Origin of the sequence: Streptomyces lichenis, from assembly GCF_023218175.1 — a bacterium.
In the GTDB taxonomy this organism is placed as follows: Bacteria; Actinomycetota; Actinomycetes; order Streptomycetales; family Streptomycetaceae; genus Streptomyces; species Streptomyces lichenis.
In genome coordinates, this window is record NZ_JALPTH010000007.1 from 1 (window position 1) to 15,416 (window position 15,416).

At 76.4% G+C, this 15,416-nt stretch carries 13 protein-coding genes and 1 tRNA gene; 12 read left to right on the forward strand and 2 right to left on the reverse strand.

Annotation, left to right across the window (positions count from 1 at the left end; translation table 11 throughout):
- Positions 1-22: 22 nt before the first annotated feature.
- Both M1O15_RS09165 and M1O15_RS09170 read right to left on the reverse strand, forming a co-directional pair.
- Positions 23-769, reverse strand: coding sequence for an anti-sigma factor (locus tag M1O15_RS09165; RefSeq protein ID WP_248632795.1), 747 nt, complete (start codon positions 767-769; stop codon positions 23-25).
- Positions 766-1,350: a sigma-70 family RNA polymerase sigma factor gene (locus M1O15_RS09170; protein ID WP_248632796.1), complete on the reverse strand. Its 585-nt coding sequence runs from the start codon at positions 1,348-1,350 to the stop codon at positions 766-768. Before M1O15_RS09170 ends, M1O15_RS09165 begins: the two co-directional genes overlap by 4 nt.
- A gap of 501 nt (positions 1,351-1,851) precedes the next feature.
- Here M1O15_RS09170 and M1O15_RS09175 point away from each other — a divergent pair.
- From M1O15_RS09175 to M1O15_RS09230, 12 genes are all read left to right on the forward strand, one after another.
- Entirely contained in the window at positions 1,852-2,502 is a 651-nt protein-coding gene (locus M1O15_RS09175; RefSeq protein ID WP_248632797.1) for a fasciclin domain-containing protein, read from the forward strand.
- Positions 2,503-2,580: 78 nt separating this feature from the next.
- On the forward strand, positions 2,581-3,126 hold the full coding sequence (locus tag M1O15_RS09180; RefSeq protein ID WP_248632798.1) for an ATP-binding protein: 546 nt from the start codon (positions 2,581-2,583) through the stop codon (positions 3,124-3,126).
- A 50-nt stretch (positions 3,127-3,176) separates the two neighbouring features.
- Complete coding sequence (locus M1O15_RS09185; RefSeq protein ID WP_248632799.1) at positions 3,177-4,436, forward strand: NAD(P)/FAD-dependent oxidoreductase; 1,260 nt, start codon at positions 3,177-3,179, stop codon at positions 4,434-4,436.
- The gene (locus tag M1O15_RS09190; protein ID WP_248632800.1) at positions 4,433-5,176 is read left to right on the forward strand and encodes a DUF1365 domain-containing protein; all 744 of its coding nucleotides are present in this window, start codon (positions 4,433-4,435) and stop codon (positions 5,174-5,176) included. The genes M1O15_RS09185 and M1O15_RS09190 overlap by 4 nt, the downstream gene beginning before the upstream one ends.
- A complete protein-coding gene (locus tag M1O15_RS09195) occupies positions 5,173-6,654 on the forward strand; it encodes a class I SAM-dependent methyltransferase (protein WP_248632801.1) in 1,482 nt (493 codons plus the stop codon). Before M1O15_RS09190 ends, M1O15_RS09195 begins: the two co-directional genes overlap by 4 nt.
- Entirely contained in the window at positions 6,651-7,937 is a 1,287-nt protein-coding gene (locus M1O15_RS09200; protein ID WP_248632802.1) for a class I SAM-dependent methyltransferase, read from the forward strand. The genes M1O15_RS09195 and M1O15_RS09200 overlap by 4 nt, the downstream gene beginning before the upstream one ends.
- Positions 7,934-8,755 (forward strand): DUF1295 domain-containing protein, encoded by an 822-nt coding sequence (locus tag M1O15_RS09205; protein ID WP_248632803.1) that lies wholly within the window; start codon positions 7,934-7,936, stop codon positions 8,753-8,755. The genes M1O15_RS09200 and M1O15_RS09205 overlap by 4 nt, the downstream gene beginning before the upstream one ends.
- Positions 8,752-9,519, forward strand: a complete 768-nt coding sequence (locus M1O15_RS09210) for an alpha/beta hydrolase (RefSeq protein WP_248632804.1) — start codon at positions 8,752-8,754, stop codon at positions 9,517-9,519. The genes M1O15_RS09205 and M1O15_RS09210 overlap by 4 nt, the downstream gene beginning before the upstream one ends.
- A 672-nt stretch (positions 9,520-10,191) precedes the next feature.
- On the forward strand, positions 10,192-12,216 hold the full coding sequence (locus M1O15_RS09215; protein WP_248632805.1) for an ATP-binding protein: 2,025 nt from the start codon (positions 10,192-10,194) through the stop codon (positions 12,214-12,216).
- 129 nt (positions 12,217-12,345) lie between these two features.
- Positions 12,346-12,717, forward strand: a complete 372-nt coding sequence (locus M1O15_RS09220) for a DoxX family protein (RefSeq protein WP_248632806.1) — start codon at positions 12,346-12,348, stop codon at positions 12,715-12,717.
- A 65-nt stretch (positions 12,718-12,782) separates the two neighbouring features.
- A tRNA-Pro gene (locus M1O15_RS09225) sits at positions 12,783-12,857 on the forward strand.
- A gap of 3 nt (positions 12,858-12,860) precedes the next feature.
- A complete protein-coding gene (locus M1O15_RS09230) occupies positions 12,861-15,230 on the forward strand; it encodes a hypothetical protein (RefSeq protein ID WP_248632807.1) in 2,370 nt (789 codons plus the stop codon).
- Positions 15,231-15,416 lie beyond the last annotated feature (186 nt).

Sequence of the window (15,416 nt, forward strand, 5' to 3'; positions counted from 1 at the left end):
CCGACCTCGCCGCCCCGGCCGCTCAGGCCGGGAAGGACATCACCATCAGCGGCCCGCTGGTCGGCTCGGGGGAGCCGCCCGCCGGTTCGACGGTGACACCGACGCCGCTCGCGCCGTCCACCCCGCCCTGCATCACCGACGCCCCGTCGCGCGCGACCAGACCGGCCGGGCGCATCGTGCCGTGGTCGTCGAACCAGAGCTGGTAGGTCTTGCCGGCCGGCGGCTTCGGCAGCCCGGAGGCCACGAACACCGCGCTGTTGCGCTCCCGGGAGACCACCACGGTCGCCCGCGTGCCGTCCGGGGTGGCGCCGGACACCGTACGGGCGTCCGGCGCGGACAGCACGGCGGTCATCCGGTCCGCCTGCTCCCGGGCCTGGCGGGCCTCCTGGCGGGCGTCGTCGGCCCGCTGGTACTGCCAGGCCGCCACCCCGCCGAAGCCCACCGCCGCCGCGACGCAGGCGGCCAGCACCAGCCGGCCGATCCCCCTGGTGCGGCGGTGGGTGGCGACCGGCGCGGCCCCGTCCGGCGGGACCAGCGGCGGCAGCTGGCGCACGCTGTCGATCCCCGCCAGCACCGCCGCCTTCATCCCGGGCGGCGGCGCCGCCGAGGCGGCCACGCCCAGCCGGGCGGCCGTGGCGGTCAGCTCGCGCACCTCCTGGGCGCACGCCGGGCAGCTGCCCAGATGGCGTTCGAACGCCTCCCGCTCGTCCTCGGGGAGGGCGTCGAGCGCGTAGGCACCCGTGGGGGCGTGCAGGTGTTCCTCGCTCATGCGCTCACTCCCATGCAGTCGCGCAGACGGATCAGCCCGTCCCGCAGACGGGTCTTGACCGTGCCCAGGGGGGCCGACAGCGACGCGGCCACCTCCCGGTAGGTGTAGCCCTGGTAGTACGCCAGTGTCACCGCCTGGCGCTGGAGATCGGTCAGCGACCCCAGGCAGCGGCGCACCTGCTCGCTCTCCAGCCGCACCGCCACCTCCTCACTCACCTCGTCGTAGGCGGGCATCCGCTCCCGCTGGGCGCTGCGCTGCTCGCGGTCGGTGGCGGCCTGCTCGGAGCGGACCCGGTCCACCGCCCGGCGGTGCGCCATGGTCATCACCCAGCTCATGACGGAGCCCCGGTCGGCCTGGTAGCGGGCGGCACCGCGCCACACCTCCACCATCACCTCCTGGGCCACCTCCTCGGACTGCGCCGGGTCCCGCAGCACCCGGAGCACCAGCCCGAACACGGGCCCGGCCAGGGCGTCGTACAGGGTGGAGAAGGCCTCCTTGTCCCCGCCCGCGACCTGGCCCAGGACCTCGGCCAGGTCCGGCTCACGCTGCTGCGCTCCGCCGATGTGCGCGATCTCCCTCACGGTTCACCCACTCCACCAGCGCGGCACGGTGCGTGCGCAGCGGCCATCCGGTCGCCCATGCGGCCCAACCCTCTTCCAGCGTTCGTGCAGGGCGGGGGCCGGGTGGGCGCCGCCTGCGGTCCGGTGCTTCTCGGTACTGCCTGTCGGTACTGCCTGCGTACGGGTACTACGCCAGTCTTTCGTAGCCGCCGGGCTCGCGGATGGGTTCGGCGCCCGCCCGTCTGTGTGACCCGCCTGTCCCCGTTCGGGGGGCATCGGGGGAGCGGATGCCGCCGCGTCCCACCGTTATCGCTCCGTTACCCAACCGGCCAATCCGCCGCGCCGTGCGCCCCGAATGAGCCGTGAGAGGGCAGCCGAGGCTCCCGCCGGCGGACGGAACGCGACCGACGCCGGACCGGACCGGCCCGCCGCCCCCCTTGTCGGGCGCCCCACGGCGCGACGACGCTTTCGCAGCTTTTCCCCGACGCACCACACCCCCGAATCCCCTGAAGGAGAACGACGATGTTCACCACCCGCACCCGCCGTGCCCTGTCCGCCGCCGCCGTGGCCGCGGCCTTCCCGCTGGTCCTCACCGGCTGCGGGATGGACGACAAGGGCGACTCCGGCGCGGGCTCCGACGCCTCTGCCAGCGCCTCCGCCCCGATGGAGGAGTCCTCCAGCGCCGCGATGCCGGCTGACGGGCCGTTCGGCCCGGCCTGTTCCTCCGTACCCAAGGACGGCGCGGGCAGCTTCGACGGCATGGCGAAGGACCCGGTGGCCACCGCCGCCTCCAACAACCCCGCGCTCTCCACCCTGGTGACCGCGGTGAAGAAGGCCGGCCTGGTCGACACCCTCAACAACGCCCAGAACATCACGGTGTTCGCGCCGACCAACGACGCCTTCGCCAAGATCCCGAAGGCCGACCTGGACAAGGTCCTCAACGACAAGGCGATGCTCACCAAGGTCCTCACCTACCACGTGGTGGGCCAGAAGCTGACCCCGCAGCAGCTGGAGAACGGCAGCTTCGACACCCTGGAGAAGAGCAAGCTGACCACCTCCGGCTCGGGCGAGGACTACACCGTCAACGACAACTCCAAGGTCGTCTGCGGCAACGTCCCGACCGCCAACGCCACCGTGTACATCGTCGACACCGTGCTGATGCCGAAGAGCTGACCCCGGCACCGGTCGGCCCGGCGGGGACGGGCGAACCGGCGGGGTCGGGCCACGGCGGCGCGGGAAAGGAGCACCGTCGTGTGCCGACAGGGCTCGGTCGCGGGCCGGAACGGACGGGGGCGCGGTAAGGGTTCGGCCGCGCCCCCGGCCTCCGGCCCGCCCGGGCCCTGCCCCGCGCCGCCTCCACCACCCCGTACCTCCTCGCGTCCCCGGGTCGCCGTCCCGGACCCGCTGCCCGCCGCGGTCGCCGCGATCCTCACCGAACTCCTCGCCAACGCCGTCCGCCACGGCATCCCGCCGCTGCGTGCCACCCTCACCGTCCGCACCCCGGCGGGCGGGCGCCCGGTGCTCCGGGTGGAGGTGGCCGACCGCGGCCCCGGGCCGGATCCCGCCCGGGTGCGGGCCCGTTGGCGCCATCCGTCCTACGACGTCGCCACCGGCGGACGAGGACTGGTCGTCGTGGACGCCCTCGCCGCCGACTGGGGCGTCGTCCCCGGCCCCGCCGGCCACACCGTCTGGGCCGAACTCCCCCTGCCGGACACCGGCCCGGAACCGGCGGATCACGCGTCACGACCCGCGGATCCCGACCAATCCGGGGACGCACCGGCTCCGAACCACCGGTGACAGGCCGCCGGAGCACCCTCCGGCGGTTCGGCCACTGCGGGCGGAGGACTGTGCACCAGCGGAAGATAGCCGTCGTGGGCGGCGGGGTGGCGGGGCTGACCGCCGCCTATGTGCTCGGGCGGGCGCACGACGTCGTGCTCTACGAGGCGGACCCCCGGCTCGGCGGCCACGCCCACACCCACGACCTGCCCGGACCGGGCGGGCGGACGGTCCGGGTGGACTCCGGGTTCATCGTGCACAACGAGCGCACCTACCCCCGGCTGCTGCGGCTCTTCCGCGAACTGGGCGTCACCACCCAGGACTCCGAGATGAGCATGTCGGTGCGGTGCGACGGCTGCGGACTGGAGTACGCGGGCGCCCGCGGCCCGGCCGCGCTGTTCACCGGGCGGGCCGCGCTGCGCCCCCGCTATCTGCGGATGCTCGCCGAGGTGCCGCTCTTCCACCGCTCCGCCCGCCGGCTGCTCGCGGCCGGCGCGCCCACCGGCCACACCCTGGGCCGCTTCCTGCGCGAGGGCCGCTTCTCCGCCTACTTCACCACCCACTTCCTCACCCCCCTCGTCTCGGCGGTCTGGTCCTGCGACGCCCGCACCGCCATGGACTACCCGGCCGCCTACCTCTTCCGCTTCCTGGACCACCACGGGCTGCTGTCCGTCACCGGCTCCCCGCAGTGGAAGACGGTGACCGGCGGCTCCGCCGAGTACGTGCAGCGGGCCGCCAAGCACATCGGCACCGTCCGCACCGGGGCGCCGGTCACCGCGGTCCGGCGGCACGCCGACGGGGCCGAGGTCAGCACCGCGGACGGCGACACCGCCGACTACGCGGCCGTCGTCCTGGCCACCCACCCCGACCAGGCGCTGCGGATGCTGGCCGACCCCACCGCGGACGAGCGGCAGGTGCTCGGCGCGTTCCGCTACTCGCGCAACCCCACCGTGCTGCACACCGACACCTCGCTGCTGCCGCGCTCCCCGGCCGCCCGCGCCTCCTGGAACTACCACCTCCCCGCCTGCGCCGCGCCCCCCGAGGCGGTGCGGGTCAGCTACGACATGAACCGGCTCCAGCGGCTGCCGGCCGGCGCCGATTACGTGGTCACCCTCAACGCCGGGGACCGCGTCGACCCGGCCGCCGTCCGGGCCCGGATGGTGTACGAGCACCCCGTCTACACCCCCGCCTCGGTCGCCGCCCAGCGCCGGCTGCCCGGCCTCGGCACCGCCGTCACCGCCTACGCCGGCGCCTACCACGGCTGGGGCTTCCACGAGGACGGCTGCCGCTCCGGGGTGGAGGCCGCCGCCGCGCTGGGGGTCACCTGGTGACCGCCGCACCGACACCGGCGGCGCTGTACGCGTGCGTGGTCGGCCACGCCCGTACCGCGCCGCTGGTCCACTCCTTCCGCCAGCGCACCTACCTCTGGCTGATCGACCCCGACCACCCGCCGCGCCTCCCGCGCGCCCTGCGCCCGCTGGCCCGCTTCGACCCGCGCGACCACTTCGCCGGCACCGCGCCCACCATCCGCGCCGGACTGGCGGACTACCTGGCGGCGCAGGACATATCCCTGGACCCCGGCGCCCGGGTGCTGATGCTGGCCCACGCCCGGGTCCTCGGACACGTGTTCAACCCCCTCACCCTCTACTGGGTCCGGGCCGCCGACGGCACCCCGCTGTGCACGGTCGCCGAGGTGCACAACACCTACGGCGAACGCCACTGCTACCTGCTGCGGCCCGACGCCGACGGACGGGCCGACGTGGACAAGGACTTCTACGTCTCCCCGTTCTTCCCGGTGGACGGCGGATACCGGATGCGGGTCCCCGAACCGGGCGGGCGGCTCGACCTCACCGTCCAGCTGCGGCGCGGCACCGAGCGGCCGTTCACCGCCACCGTGCGCGGCACCCGCCGCCGGGCCACCCCGCGCGCGCTGCTGGCGGCGGCGCTGCGCCACCCCTGGTCCACCGCCCGGGTGTCGGCCGGCATCCGGCACCACGGCATCCGGCTGTACCTGAAGGGGCTGCCCGTCCAGCCCCGGCCCCCGCACCCGACGCAAGAAGGCATGACGTGACCCTCTCCGCACCGCGGTCCACCGACCAGCCCGCCGCCCCCGGCGCCCCGAGCCCGGACGGCGGCCCCGGCGCTCCCGACCTCCCGTTCGGCGGACCGCACTCCGCCGCGTACGCCCGCCACCCCGCCTCCCGGGCCACCACCGACCCGGACCGCTGGCCGGACGTGGCCCGGCTGCCGGCGCCCGCCCCTCTCCGCGCCGCCATCGCCCGGACGCTGCTGAAGCGGGCCTTCGCCCGGCTGCCGTTGCGGATACGGCTCGGTGACGCACCCGCGGCCGGCACCGGCCCCGCACTGACCGTGCACGACCCGGACGCCTTCTTCCGGCGGATCGGCACCGGCGGGCTCATCGGCTTCGGCGAGTCGTACATGGCGGGCGAGTGGGACAGCGACGACCTGCCCGGTGTGCTCACCGTGCTGGCCGCCCATGTGGACGAGCTGGTGCCCGGACCGCTGCGGACGCTGCGCGGTGCCTGGGTGCGCCGCCGCCCCGCCGCCGACCGCAACAGCGTCAGCGGCGCCCGGCAGAACATCCGGCGCCACTACGACCTGTCCAACGAGCTGTTCGCGGAGTTCCTCGATCCGACGATGACCTACTCCTCGGCGGTCTTCGGCGCGCTGCCGGCCCGCCCCGAGGAGCTGGCCGGGGCCCAGGCCCGCAAGATCGACCGGCTGCTGGACCTGGCCGCCGTCGGCGAGGGCACCCGGCTGCTGGAGATCGGCACCGGCTGGGGCGAACTGGCCCTGCGCGCCGCCGCCCGGGGGGCCGCGGTCACCACCATCACCCTCTCCGCCGAGCAGCGCGACCTCGCCGTCCGCCGGATCGCCGAGGCCGGGTACGCCGACCGGGTCACCGTGCGGCTCTGCGACTACCGCGAGGTGGCGGGCGCCTACGACGCCGTGGTCAGCGTGGAGATGATCGAGGCGGTGGGCGCCGAGTTCTGGCCGGCCTACTTCCGCACCCTGCGCGAGCGGCTCGCCCCCGGCGGCCGGGTCGCGCTCCAGGCCATCACCATGGAGCACCAGCGGATGCTCCACACCAGCCGCACCCACACCTGGATCAGCAAGTACGTCTTCCCCGGCGGGCTCATCCCCTCCCCGGAGGCCGTCACCCGCGAGGCCGCCCGCGCCGGGCTGAAGGTCACCGCCGACCACGGCTACGGCGAGCACTACGCGGAGACCCTGCGGCTGTGGCGGGAGCGCTTCGCCGCACGCGCCGACCGGGTCCGCGAACTGGGCTTCGACACCGTCTTCCAGCGGATGTGGGAGCTGTACCTCGCCTACTCCGAGGCCGGGTTCCGCGCCCGCTACCTCGACGTACGGCAGTTCCGCCTGGCCCCCGCCACCATCCCGGCCCAGCCGGACGCCGGAGGGGAGCGGCCCGCCGCGGTCCCGGCGCAGTCCGCTGCCGAGGAGGCGCGCTCCGGCGCCGCCCCCGGGCCCACCACCGATGACCACCACCAGGGAGTCTGCCGATGACCACCGCCGACCGGCTCACCGACCTGCTCGGCCACTGGTTCTCCGGGCCGCCGCCGGTGCGGCTGCGCGCCTGGGACGGCAGCGAGTCCGGCCCCGCCGGCGCCCCGCTGGTGGCGCTGCGTTCCCCCGCCGCACTGCGCCGGCTGCTGTGGCAGCCCGGCGAACTCGGCCTCGCCGAGGCGTACATCGCCGGTGAACTCGACATCGAGGGCGACCTGTCCGCCGCCCTCAGCCACGTCTGGAGGGCCATGCGCAGCCAGGGCACCGCCAAGCCCGGTCCCCGCGAACTGGCGAGGGCCGCCGCCACCGCCGCCCGGCTCGGCGCGCTCGGGCCCCGGCCGCCCGCCCCCGGCGCCGCCCGCGCCAAGCTCAGCGGACGGCTGCACAGCGCCGCCCGCGACCGCGCCGCGATCAGCCACCACTACGACCTGTCCAACGACTTCTACGCCCTGCTGCTCGACGAGTCCATGGCCTACTCCTGCGGCTACTGGACCCGCCCCGACGACCCCGGCTACACCCTGGCCGACGCGCAGCGGGACAAGCTGGAGCTGATCTGCCGCAAGCTCGGACTGACCGGCGGGGCCCGGCTGCTGGACGTCGGCTGCGGTTGGGGCTCGCTCGCCCTGTACGCCGCCCGCGAGCACAAGGCGCAGGTCACCGCCGTCACCCTGGCCCAGGAGCAACGCGACTTCGTCGCCGCCCGGGTCGCCGAGGAGGGCCTGACCGACCTGGTCGAGGTGCAGCTGCGGCACTGGCGGGACATCGAGGGCGGCGGCTTCGACGCCGTGAGCACCGTGGAGATGGGCGAGCACGTCGGCGACGCCGAGTACCCGGACTTCACTGCCAAGCTGCACGGGCTGCTGCGGCCGCGCGGCCGGCTGCTGGTCCAGCAGATGTCCCGGGGCGCCCACGCCCCCGGCGGCGGGGCGTTCATCGAGAACTACATCGCCCCCGACATGCACATGCGCCCGGTCGGGCGGACCGTCGCCCTCCTGGAGGACGCCGGTCTGGAGGTCCGCTCGGTGCAGGCGCTGCGCGAGCACTACACCCGTACCATCGACGCCTGGAGCGACACCCTGGAAGGACGCTGGGAGGAGTTCACCGCGCTGGTCGGCGAGCCCACCGCCCGGGTCTGGCGGCTCTACCTGGCCGGCAGCGCCCTGGCGTTCGCCGAGCACCGGATGGGCGTCGACCAGGTCCTCGCCGTCCGGCCCACCCTGGAGGGAGACTCGGGAATGCCCGGCACACCCGGATCCTGGTACGCGGGGGAGCTCCGGCCATGACGAACGGCTTCGCCTGGGGCGCCTTCGCGGTCAACCTCGGCGCCGCCGCCGGGACCGCGCTGGCGGTGATGCTGGTGACCTTCGCCCTCGCCGTCAGGCGCGGGCTGCACCGGATCGTGGACATCGCCTGGGGCGCCGCCTTCGCCGCCGTCGCCGTGGTCAGCGCCCTGCTGTCGGCCGGCGGGGCCGACGGCACCACCCGGCTGCTGGTGGCCCTGGCGACCGCGCTGTGGGGGGTGCGGCTGGCCGTGCACATCGCCCGGCGCGGACGCGGCCACGGCGAGGACCCCCGCTACGAGAAGATGCTGGCCCGCGCCCCCGGCAGCCGCGACGCCTACGCGCTGCGCAAGGTCTACCTGCTCCAGGGCGCCCTGGTGTGGCTGGTCTCGCTCCCCGTGCAGGCCGCCATGTACGTCACCTCTCCCGCCCCGGTCTGGCTCGCCGCCGGCCTCGCCGTCTGGGCCGCCGCGCTGGTCTTCGAGGCCGTCGGCGACCAGCAGCTGGCCCGCTTCAAGGCCGACCCCGCCAACAAGGGGAAGATCATGGACCGGGGCCTGTGGTCCTGGACCCGGCACCCCAACTACTTCGGCGACTTCCTGGTCTGGTGGGGGCTGTTCCTGACCGCCTGCGGCAGCTGGCAGTCCGCCGCCGCGACCCTCATCGCCCCGGTCGTGATGTCGCTGCTGCTCACCCAGGGCAGCGGAAAGCGGCTGCTGGAACGGCACATGGCCGAGCGCCCCGGCTTCCGGGAGTACGCCGCCCGCACCAGCGGCTTCTTCCCCCTGCCCCCCAAGCGGACCGAGGAGGCCGCCCGATGACCGCTCCCGAGACCCGTACCGCCCCCGACGGCGGCAGCGCCCTGGTGCTCCGGCACGCCCCCGGCGCCCCGCAGGCCGCGGTGCTGCTGCTGCACGGCGGCCGCGCCGACGGGCTGACCGCCCCGACCTGGCTGAACCTGCCAGGGCGCCGGATGCGGCCGTTCGCCTCCGCCGTCCGGCGGGCCGCCCGGCCGCACCCGCTGCTGGTCGCCGAGGTCCGCTACCGCCACCGGGGCTGGAACGGCCCGCGCGGGGACGCCGCCCGGGACGCCCGCCGCGCCCTGGACGAACTGCGCGACCTCACCGCTCCCGAGTTGCCGGTGGTCCTGGTCGGCCACTCCATGGGCGGCCGGGCCGCCCTGCGGGTGGCCGGCGACCCCCGGGTGGCCGGGGTGGTGGCGCTCGCCCCCTGGATCCCGGCCGGCGAACCGGTCGAGCAACTCGACGGCCGCACCCTGCTGGTGCTCCACGACGAGCGGGACCGGATCACCGAGGCCCGGCGCTCCTGGGCGTACCTGGCCCGGGCCAGGGCGGCCGGGGCGCACGGCGCCGGGATCGTGATGTCGGAGGGACGGCACGCCATGCTCCGCGACGCCGGCGCCTGGCACCGGCTCACCGGACTGGGCGCGGCCGCCGCCCTGGGCTTGGCCGCCCTGCCCGAGCCACTGCGCGCGGCGGCCGACGGCCCCGGCGACGGCCGCACCACGGCGGCCGAGGTGCTGGCCGCCCTCGACCACCCGCACCCCGGACGCACCGGCCCCTGAACCCGTGCCGGGACCGGGGCCCTCGGACGCGCCCCGGCGCCCTGCGCTCCGTTGCGAGGCCGGGGTTCGCGGGCGCGCCGGGGCCCGAACCGGCGTACCCACGCCCGGACTCGCATACCGGCGGGCCGAGCTGCCTCACGCGCGCCCGGGGTCCCGTACTCGTACCGCCGCCCGAGCCCGCGGCGAGCCGGCGCCCGAACTCCCGGACCCGCACCCGGCGTCGCGTACCGGCGCCCGCCGACCACCTCCCGACGCCTGGACTCCGTCGCGGGGCCAGGGCCCACGCCCCGGCGCCCGAACTGCCGTACCCGGCGCCCGGACCTGCGCCCGGGGTCCCGTACTCGTACCGCCGCCCGAGCCCGCAGCGAGCCGGTGCCCGAATTCCCTCATCCGCGCCCGGCGTTCCAGACCCGCGCCCGGGGTCCCGTACTCGTACCGTCGCCCGAGCCCGCAGCGAGCCGGTGCCCGAACTCCCGCACCCGCACCCGACGTTCCGAACCCGCGCCCCAACTCCCTTACCGCCGGCCGCCGACCACCCCCCAACGGCCCCCGGGCGCCCGCCGCCCGGCGCGGGCCGGGCGGCGCGGCGCCATCCGCGTCCCCGGCCCCGGACCACGGCGCAATGCGGACGATCGCCCGCCCCCGGGCGGCGAAAGGCAGCAGACTGATCCCGTGCTGAGGAACATTCCCACGGAACCCCCAGGATTCGTCGGACGGGCGGACGAACCCGCGCTGATCGCCCACGCACTCGCCGCCCGGCGGCTCGTCACCCTGACCGGGCCCGGCGGCGTCGGCAAGTCGAGACTGGCCCTGCGCACCGCCCACCGCACCCCGCCCTCCGGCAGCGACGGGGTGTGCTGGACCGACCTCTGGCCGCTCCGGGACGACCGGCTGCTCACCGCGGCCGTGGCCGACGCCGTGGACCTCGCCGACCACTCCGGAGGCTCCCCCGAGGAGACCCTCACCACCTGGCTGGCCGACCGGCGGCTGCTGCTGGTGCTCGACTCCTGCGAGCACCTGCTCCCCGCCGCCCAGGCCCTGGTCCGGCGGCTCCTCGCGGAGTGCCCCGGACTCACCGTGCTCACCACCAGCAGGCAACCGCTCGGCCTGGACGGCGAGTACGCCTACCAGGTTCGCCCGCTGCCGCCCGACTCCGACGGGTTGGCGCTCTTCGCCGACCGGGCCGCCGCGGCCGGCGCCCCGCTGCTGCTGCCCGGCGACCGGGCCGCCGCCCGCAGCCTGACCCGGCGGCTGGACGGGCTGCCGCTGGCCTTGGAACTGGCCGCCGCCCAGCTGCGCCACCTCCCGGTGGGCCAGGTGGAGCGGGAGTTGGTCCACCGGCTGGACCTGCCCTCCGGGGACCGCGCCACCCGCCCGGCCCGCCACCGGACGCTGCGCACCACGGTCGGCTGGAGCCATGAACTGGCCACCCCCGCCGAGCGGTTGCTCTGGGCCCGGATGTCGGTGCTGTGCGGGCCGGTGGACACCGAGACGGTCGCCGAGGTGTGCGGGGGAGGGGCGGCGCTGCCATCCGGCGCGGTGCCGGGGGTGCTCGCCGCACTCGCCGCAAAGTCCGTCGTCATCCGGGAGCCCGGACCCGACGGCGGGGTGCGCCACCGCATGCTGGACACCGTGCGCGAGTACGGGGCGATGTGGCTCGCCGAGCTCGGGGAGACCCACACCCTCGCCGAACGGCACGCCCGCCACTTCCTCGGCCGGGTCCGGCGCATCCGGCGCGAGTGGTTCGGCCCGGACCAGCTCGACGGCTACCGGACCGTCGAGCGCTCCTACGCCGACCTCTGCGCCGCCCTGGACCATCTGCTGGGCACCCGCCCGCACCAGGCACTGGAACTCGCCGCCGGGCTGGGCTTCCACTGGGCCTGCTGCGGCCATCTGCACGACGCCGGAGCGCACCTGAGCCGCGCCCTGCGGCACGCCCCGGACGACGCGCCCGCCCGCCCGGCCGCGCTGTGGGCGCTCGGTGTGGTCCGCGCGCTCCAGGGCGACCACGAGGCCGCCGAACTGCTGGCCGGCGACTGCGGGCAGGCCGCGGCGGCCGTCGGAGACGCCGACGACCGGCTGCGCACCGCCTATCTGAGGGGCCTGGTCCATCTGCTGTGCGGCCGCCCGTCTGCCGCCCGCGCCGAGGCCGAGCGCGCGCTGTGCCGGCCGGGCGGCGGCCTCGGCCCCCGGATGATGTGCCGGCTGGTGCGGATCTTCGCGCTGACCGGACTCGGCCTGCTGGACCAGGCCCGGGCCGAGGCCGGGCGGCTGCTGGTGGTCTGCGGACGGCACGGCGAGTTCTGGACCCGCTCCTACCTGGACTACCAACTCGCCCTGATCGCCCTCCTCCAGGGCCGGCCGGCGGACGCGGCCGGGCACGCCCGCGCGATGCTGGGCGCCAAGCAGCGGATCGGCGACAGCTTCGGGACAGCGCTCGGCCTCGACCTGCTGGCCGCCTCGCTCGCCGCGCACGGCGAGGGACTGCGGGCGGCGCGGGTGTACGGGGCGGGGCTGACGTACTGGCGCGCGGTGGGCCACCCCCAGCGCGGCACCCCCGAACTGGGCCCGGTCCGGGAGCGGTGCGAGCGCACCACCCGCGAGCTGGTCGGCGACGAGCTCTACGAGAAGACGGTCGCCGGCGCCGCCGACGGCGAGCCCGCCGTCCTGCTCGCGGAGGCCCTGGAGCCCGGCTGACCGCCCTCGGCGCGGGGCGGCCGTACAGGCGTCGCAGGCCAGCCCGGTGGCCCCACTACTTACTCCCAGGTAACCTCACGGAGCCCACCCTCCGCACCACCGCGTCCCGAGGAACCCGAGGAGCCCCCGATGAAACGATCCTCCCGTTCGCCCCTGCTGCTGGCCGCCTTGCTCGCCGGGGCCGGAGTGGCCCACTTCACCCGGCCGAAGAACTTCGACACCATCGTCCCGCGCGTGCTGCCCGGCAGCGCCCGCACCTGGACCCGGGCCAGCGGAGCCGCCGAATTCGCCCTCGCGGCCGCCGTCGCCGCGCCCCGCACCCGGCGGGCCGGTGCCCGGGCCACCGCGCTGTTCTTCGCCGGGATCTTCCCCGCCCACCTCCAGATGGCGTACGACTGGCGCGACCGCTCCACCGCCGCCCGGGCCGTCGCCTACGGCCGGATGCCGCTCCAGCTGCCGCTCATCCTCTGGGCCCGCAAGGTGGCCCGCGACGCGGGCTGAGCGGTCCGGCCCGTCGCGGAAATCCGTTGCCCCCGGCGGCGCGGGCCGCCTACCGTCCCGATCATCGGCGTGTAGCTCAGCCAAGTCAGAGCACCGGGCTCGGGACCCGGAGGGCGCGGGGGCGGATCCCGCCACGCCGGCTTATGGACGCACACGCTGACCAGCAGCCCCCGACCGCATCCACCGCCTACGCCCGCGCCGAGCTGGCCCGGGCCTTCACCACCGCGCTCGGCCACCGCGATCCGGACACCCGGGCCCGGGCGGAGACCCGGGTCGAGCGCTGGCGCTCGGTGCTGTCCGGCATGGCGGACGGGCGGCTGCGGATCGGCAGCCGCACCCCCGTTGCCGGACTGCCCGCCTGGGTGACCCCGGAGGTCGTCCGCGGAGGCTTCGCCACCGGTGAGCCCGCCGCCGGCGGCCCCCTGCTCCCGTACGAGCGGGAGGCGGCCCGCCGGGCCGGCATCCCCGACGACCGGCTCGACCGGCTCGCCCTCTTCGACCACCATCTCACCGAACCCGGCCTCACCGAGCTGTGGGAGCTGCTGGACACCGGCCGCTACCAGGTGGCGCTGCCCGAGGAGGCCGTGCTGCCCACCGTTGCCTGGCTGGTCCGGGCGGGCGAGGTCGCCGCGGCGCTGGCCCTGGTGGAGGAGGTGCGCCCGTACGCCGACCGGCTGCGGTTCCTGCCGCGCCCCAGCGAGACCCCGGTGCCCGACGCCCGCGCCGTGCACCGGATCACCGCCGACGACGCCGGCACCGCCCTGTCCGGGCGCGGCCCCAACGACCGGATCGAGGCCCAGCGGGAGTCGCTGACGGTCTGGCAGCCCTTCACCGACGAACTCCTGGCCCACTGGCTCCGGGTCCGGAAGCCCGACGGCACCGCCCGCACGGACGGCCCCACCATCGAGGACCCGGCCTGGCGCGAGCACGGGGCGGCCCTGCTGCGCCGCTACCGCGACCTGGCCGAGCAGCACACCCGCTGCACCAAGCACCGCCGCCCCCGGGAGAACCCCGCCCTGCTGCGGGCCGCGCTGGAGGAGGCCGTGGCGGGCCGCCCCCTGGACGCCCGGCGGGCCGGACTGCTGCGGCACGCCATCGCGTCCATGGTCCGCAAGCGCGGGGTGCCCGGCTCGGCCGGCCACACCGCCCTGCGCGCCGCCCAGGCCCGGCAGGCCGCCCTGCCCGCCCACCACCGGCTGGCCCGGCTGGTGGCCGCCCGGCTGTCCGTCCTGCCCCAGGGCAGCGGCATACCGGACACCGCCCCGCTGGTCGCCCCGGTGACCGAGGCCGAGGCCGCCTCCACCGGGCTGCCGGCCGGCGCGGAGATCCCGCCCGCGGTCCGCGCCACCGTCGATTCCGCGCTCAGCGCGCCGCTCGCCGTGCTGGTGGACCGCCGGGTGGTGCCCTCCGCGGAGGTGCTCGCCGAACTGGTCCCCCAACTCGTCGCCGCCACCACCGCGGAGGCCTACCGGGACGAGTCGCTGCGCACCCTGATGGCCGCCGCCTACCGGGCGTTCCGCAGCCGCCGCTCCCTGCTGCTGCTCAACCTGGAGCGGCAGGTGCGGATGGACGAACTGCCCTGGGTACGGGCGGTGGCCGGGCAGCGCGGGGACGGCGACGCCACCCGGGAGGCGGCCCGGGCCGCCCTGCGGGAGCTGGCCGAGCTGGCGGTCACCGCCTTCCCGGCGACGATCCTGCCCAATCCGCTGGTCCGCGAACTCTCCGTACTGGCCCGGCAGTCCGCTCTCGGCGCCCCACTCACCGAGGAGCTGGCGGCCGACATCTTCATGGGCGAGTTCAGCCCCAAGTTCCCGGCCGCGGCCGCCGTCGCGGGGGAACTGCTCCAGGGCACCCTCTACGAGCGGTACTACGGCATCGACTACGCCGCCGTCCGCGACCTGGCGGCCGTCGAGGCCGCCCCGGCTCCGAGCCCGGACCGGGACGCCCGCCGCTCCCGTCGTCCACGCACCGCACCCGCCTTCGCCCGGCTGTGCGCCGAGCGGTCCGGCTCCACCCCGTCCACCTCGGTCGCCGCCAACGGCACGGTCATCGAGCAGGCGCAGATCCTCACCACGCACAACCTCGCCACCCTGGTCGCCCGGGTGGGCATCGCCCCCGAGCCCGGCTTCGACGCCCTCGCCGAACGCTGCTTCGACGAAGTGTGCCGACTGGTCTCCCGGGCCCGCGGCATGGACCGCCCGCTAGCCACCCTCAAGGACGCCGCCTACGCCTGGCGGCAGCTGGTGTTCCACCTCTCCCTGTGCACCGACACCCGCCAAGCCGCCCTGATAGCCGCCCTCCCCGAGCGGGCGGCCCGCCACCCCGCCGAGGTCGCGGCCCGCCTCACACCGGCCCTGGCCGGCCTGCGCCTGGTCGCCGCCGGAGGCACCTTCGGCCCCGACGGCACCGCCGACGACGGCCGCGCCCGCCGCCTCCTCGGCTGGACCACCGCCCCCCACTGGCTGCGGGACGCCCCCAAGGGCACCGACGGCCCGCACCGCACCGGGTCCTGAGCCCGCCGCGGGGACGCGGGGGACCGGCGGCCGCGTCGGGTCTGAGCCCGGCCTGGGGGGCGGATGGACCGAGCCCGGGTGCCGCCGTCCGGAGGGCTGCCTGAGGTTGGGGAGCCCGTTGCCGGTGCCGCTCGTCCTCCTGCCCGCGCTGCGGGCCGTGACGTGGGGCGAGTACCCGTCCCTGAA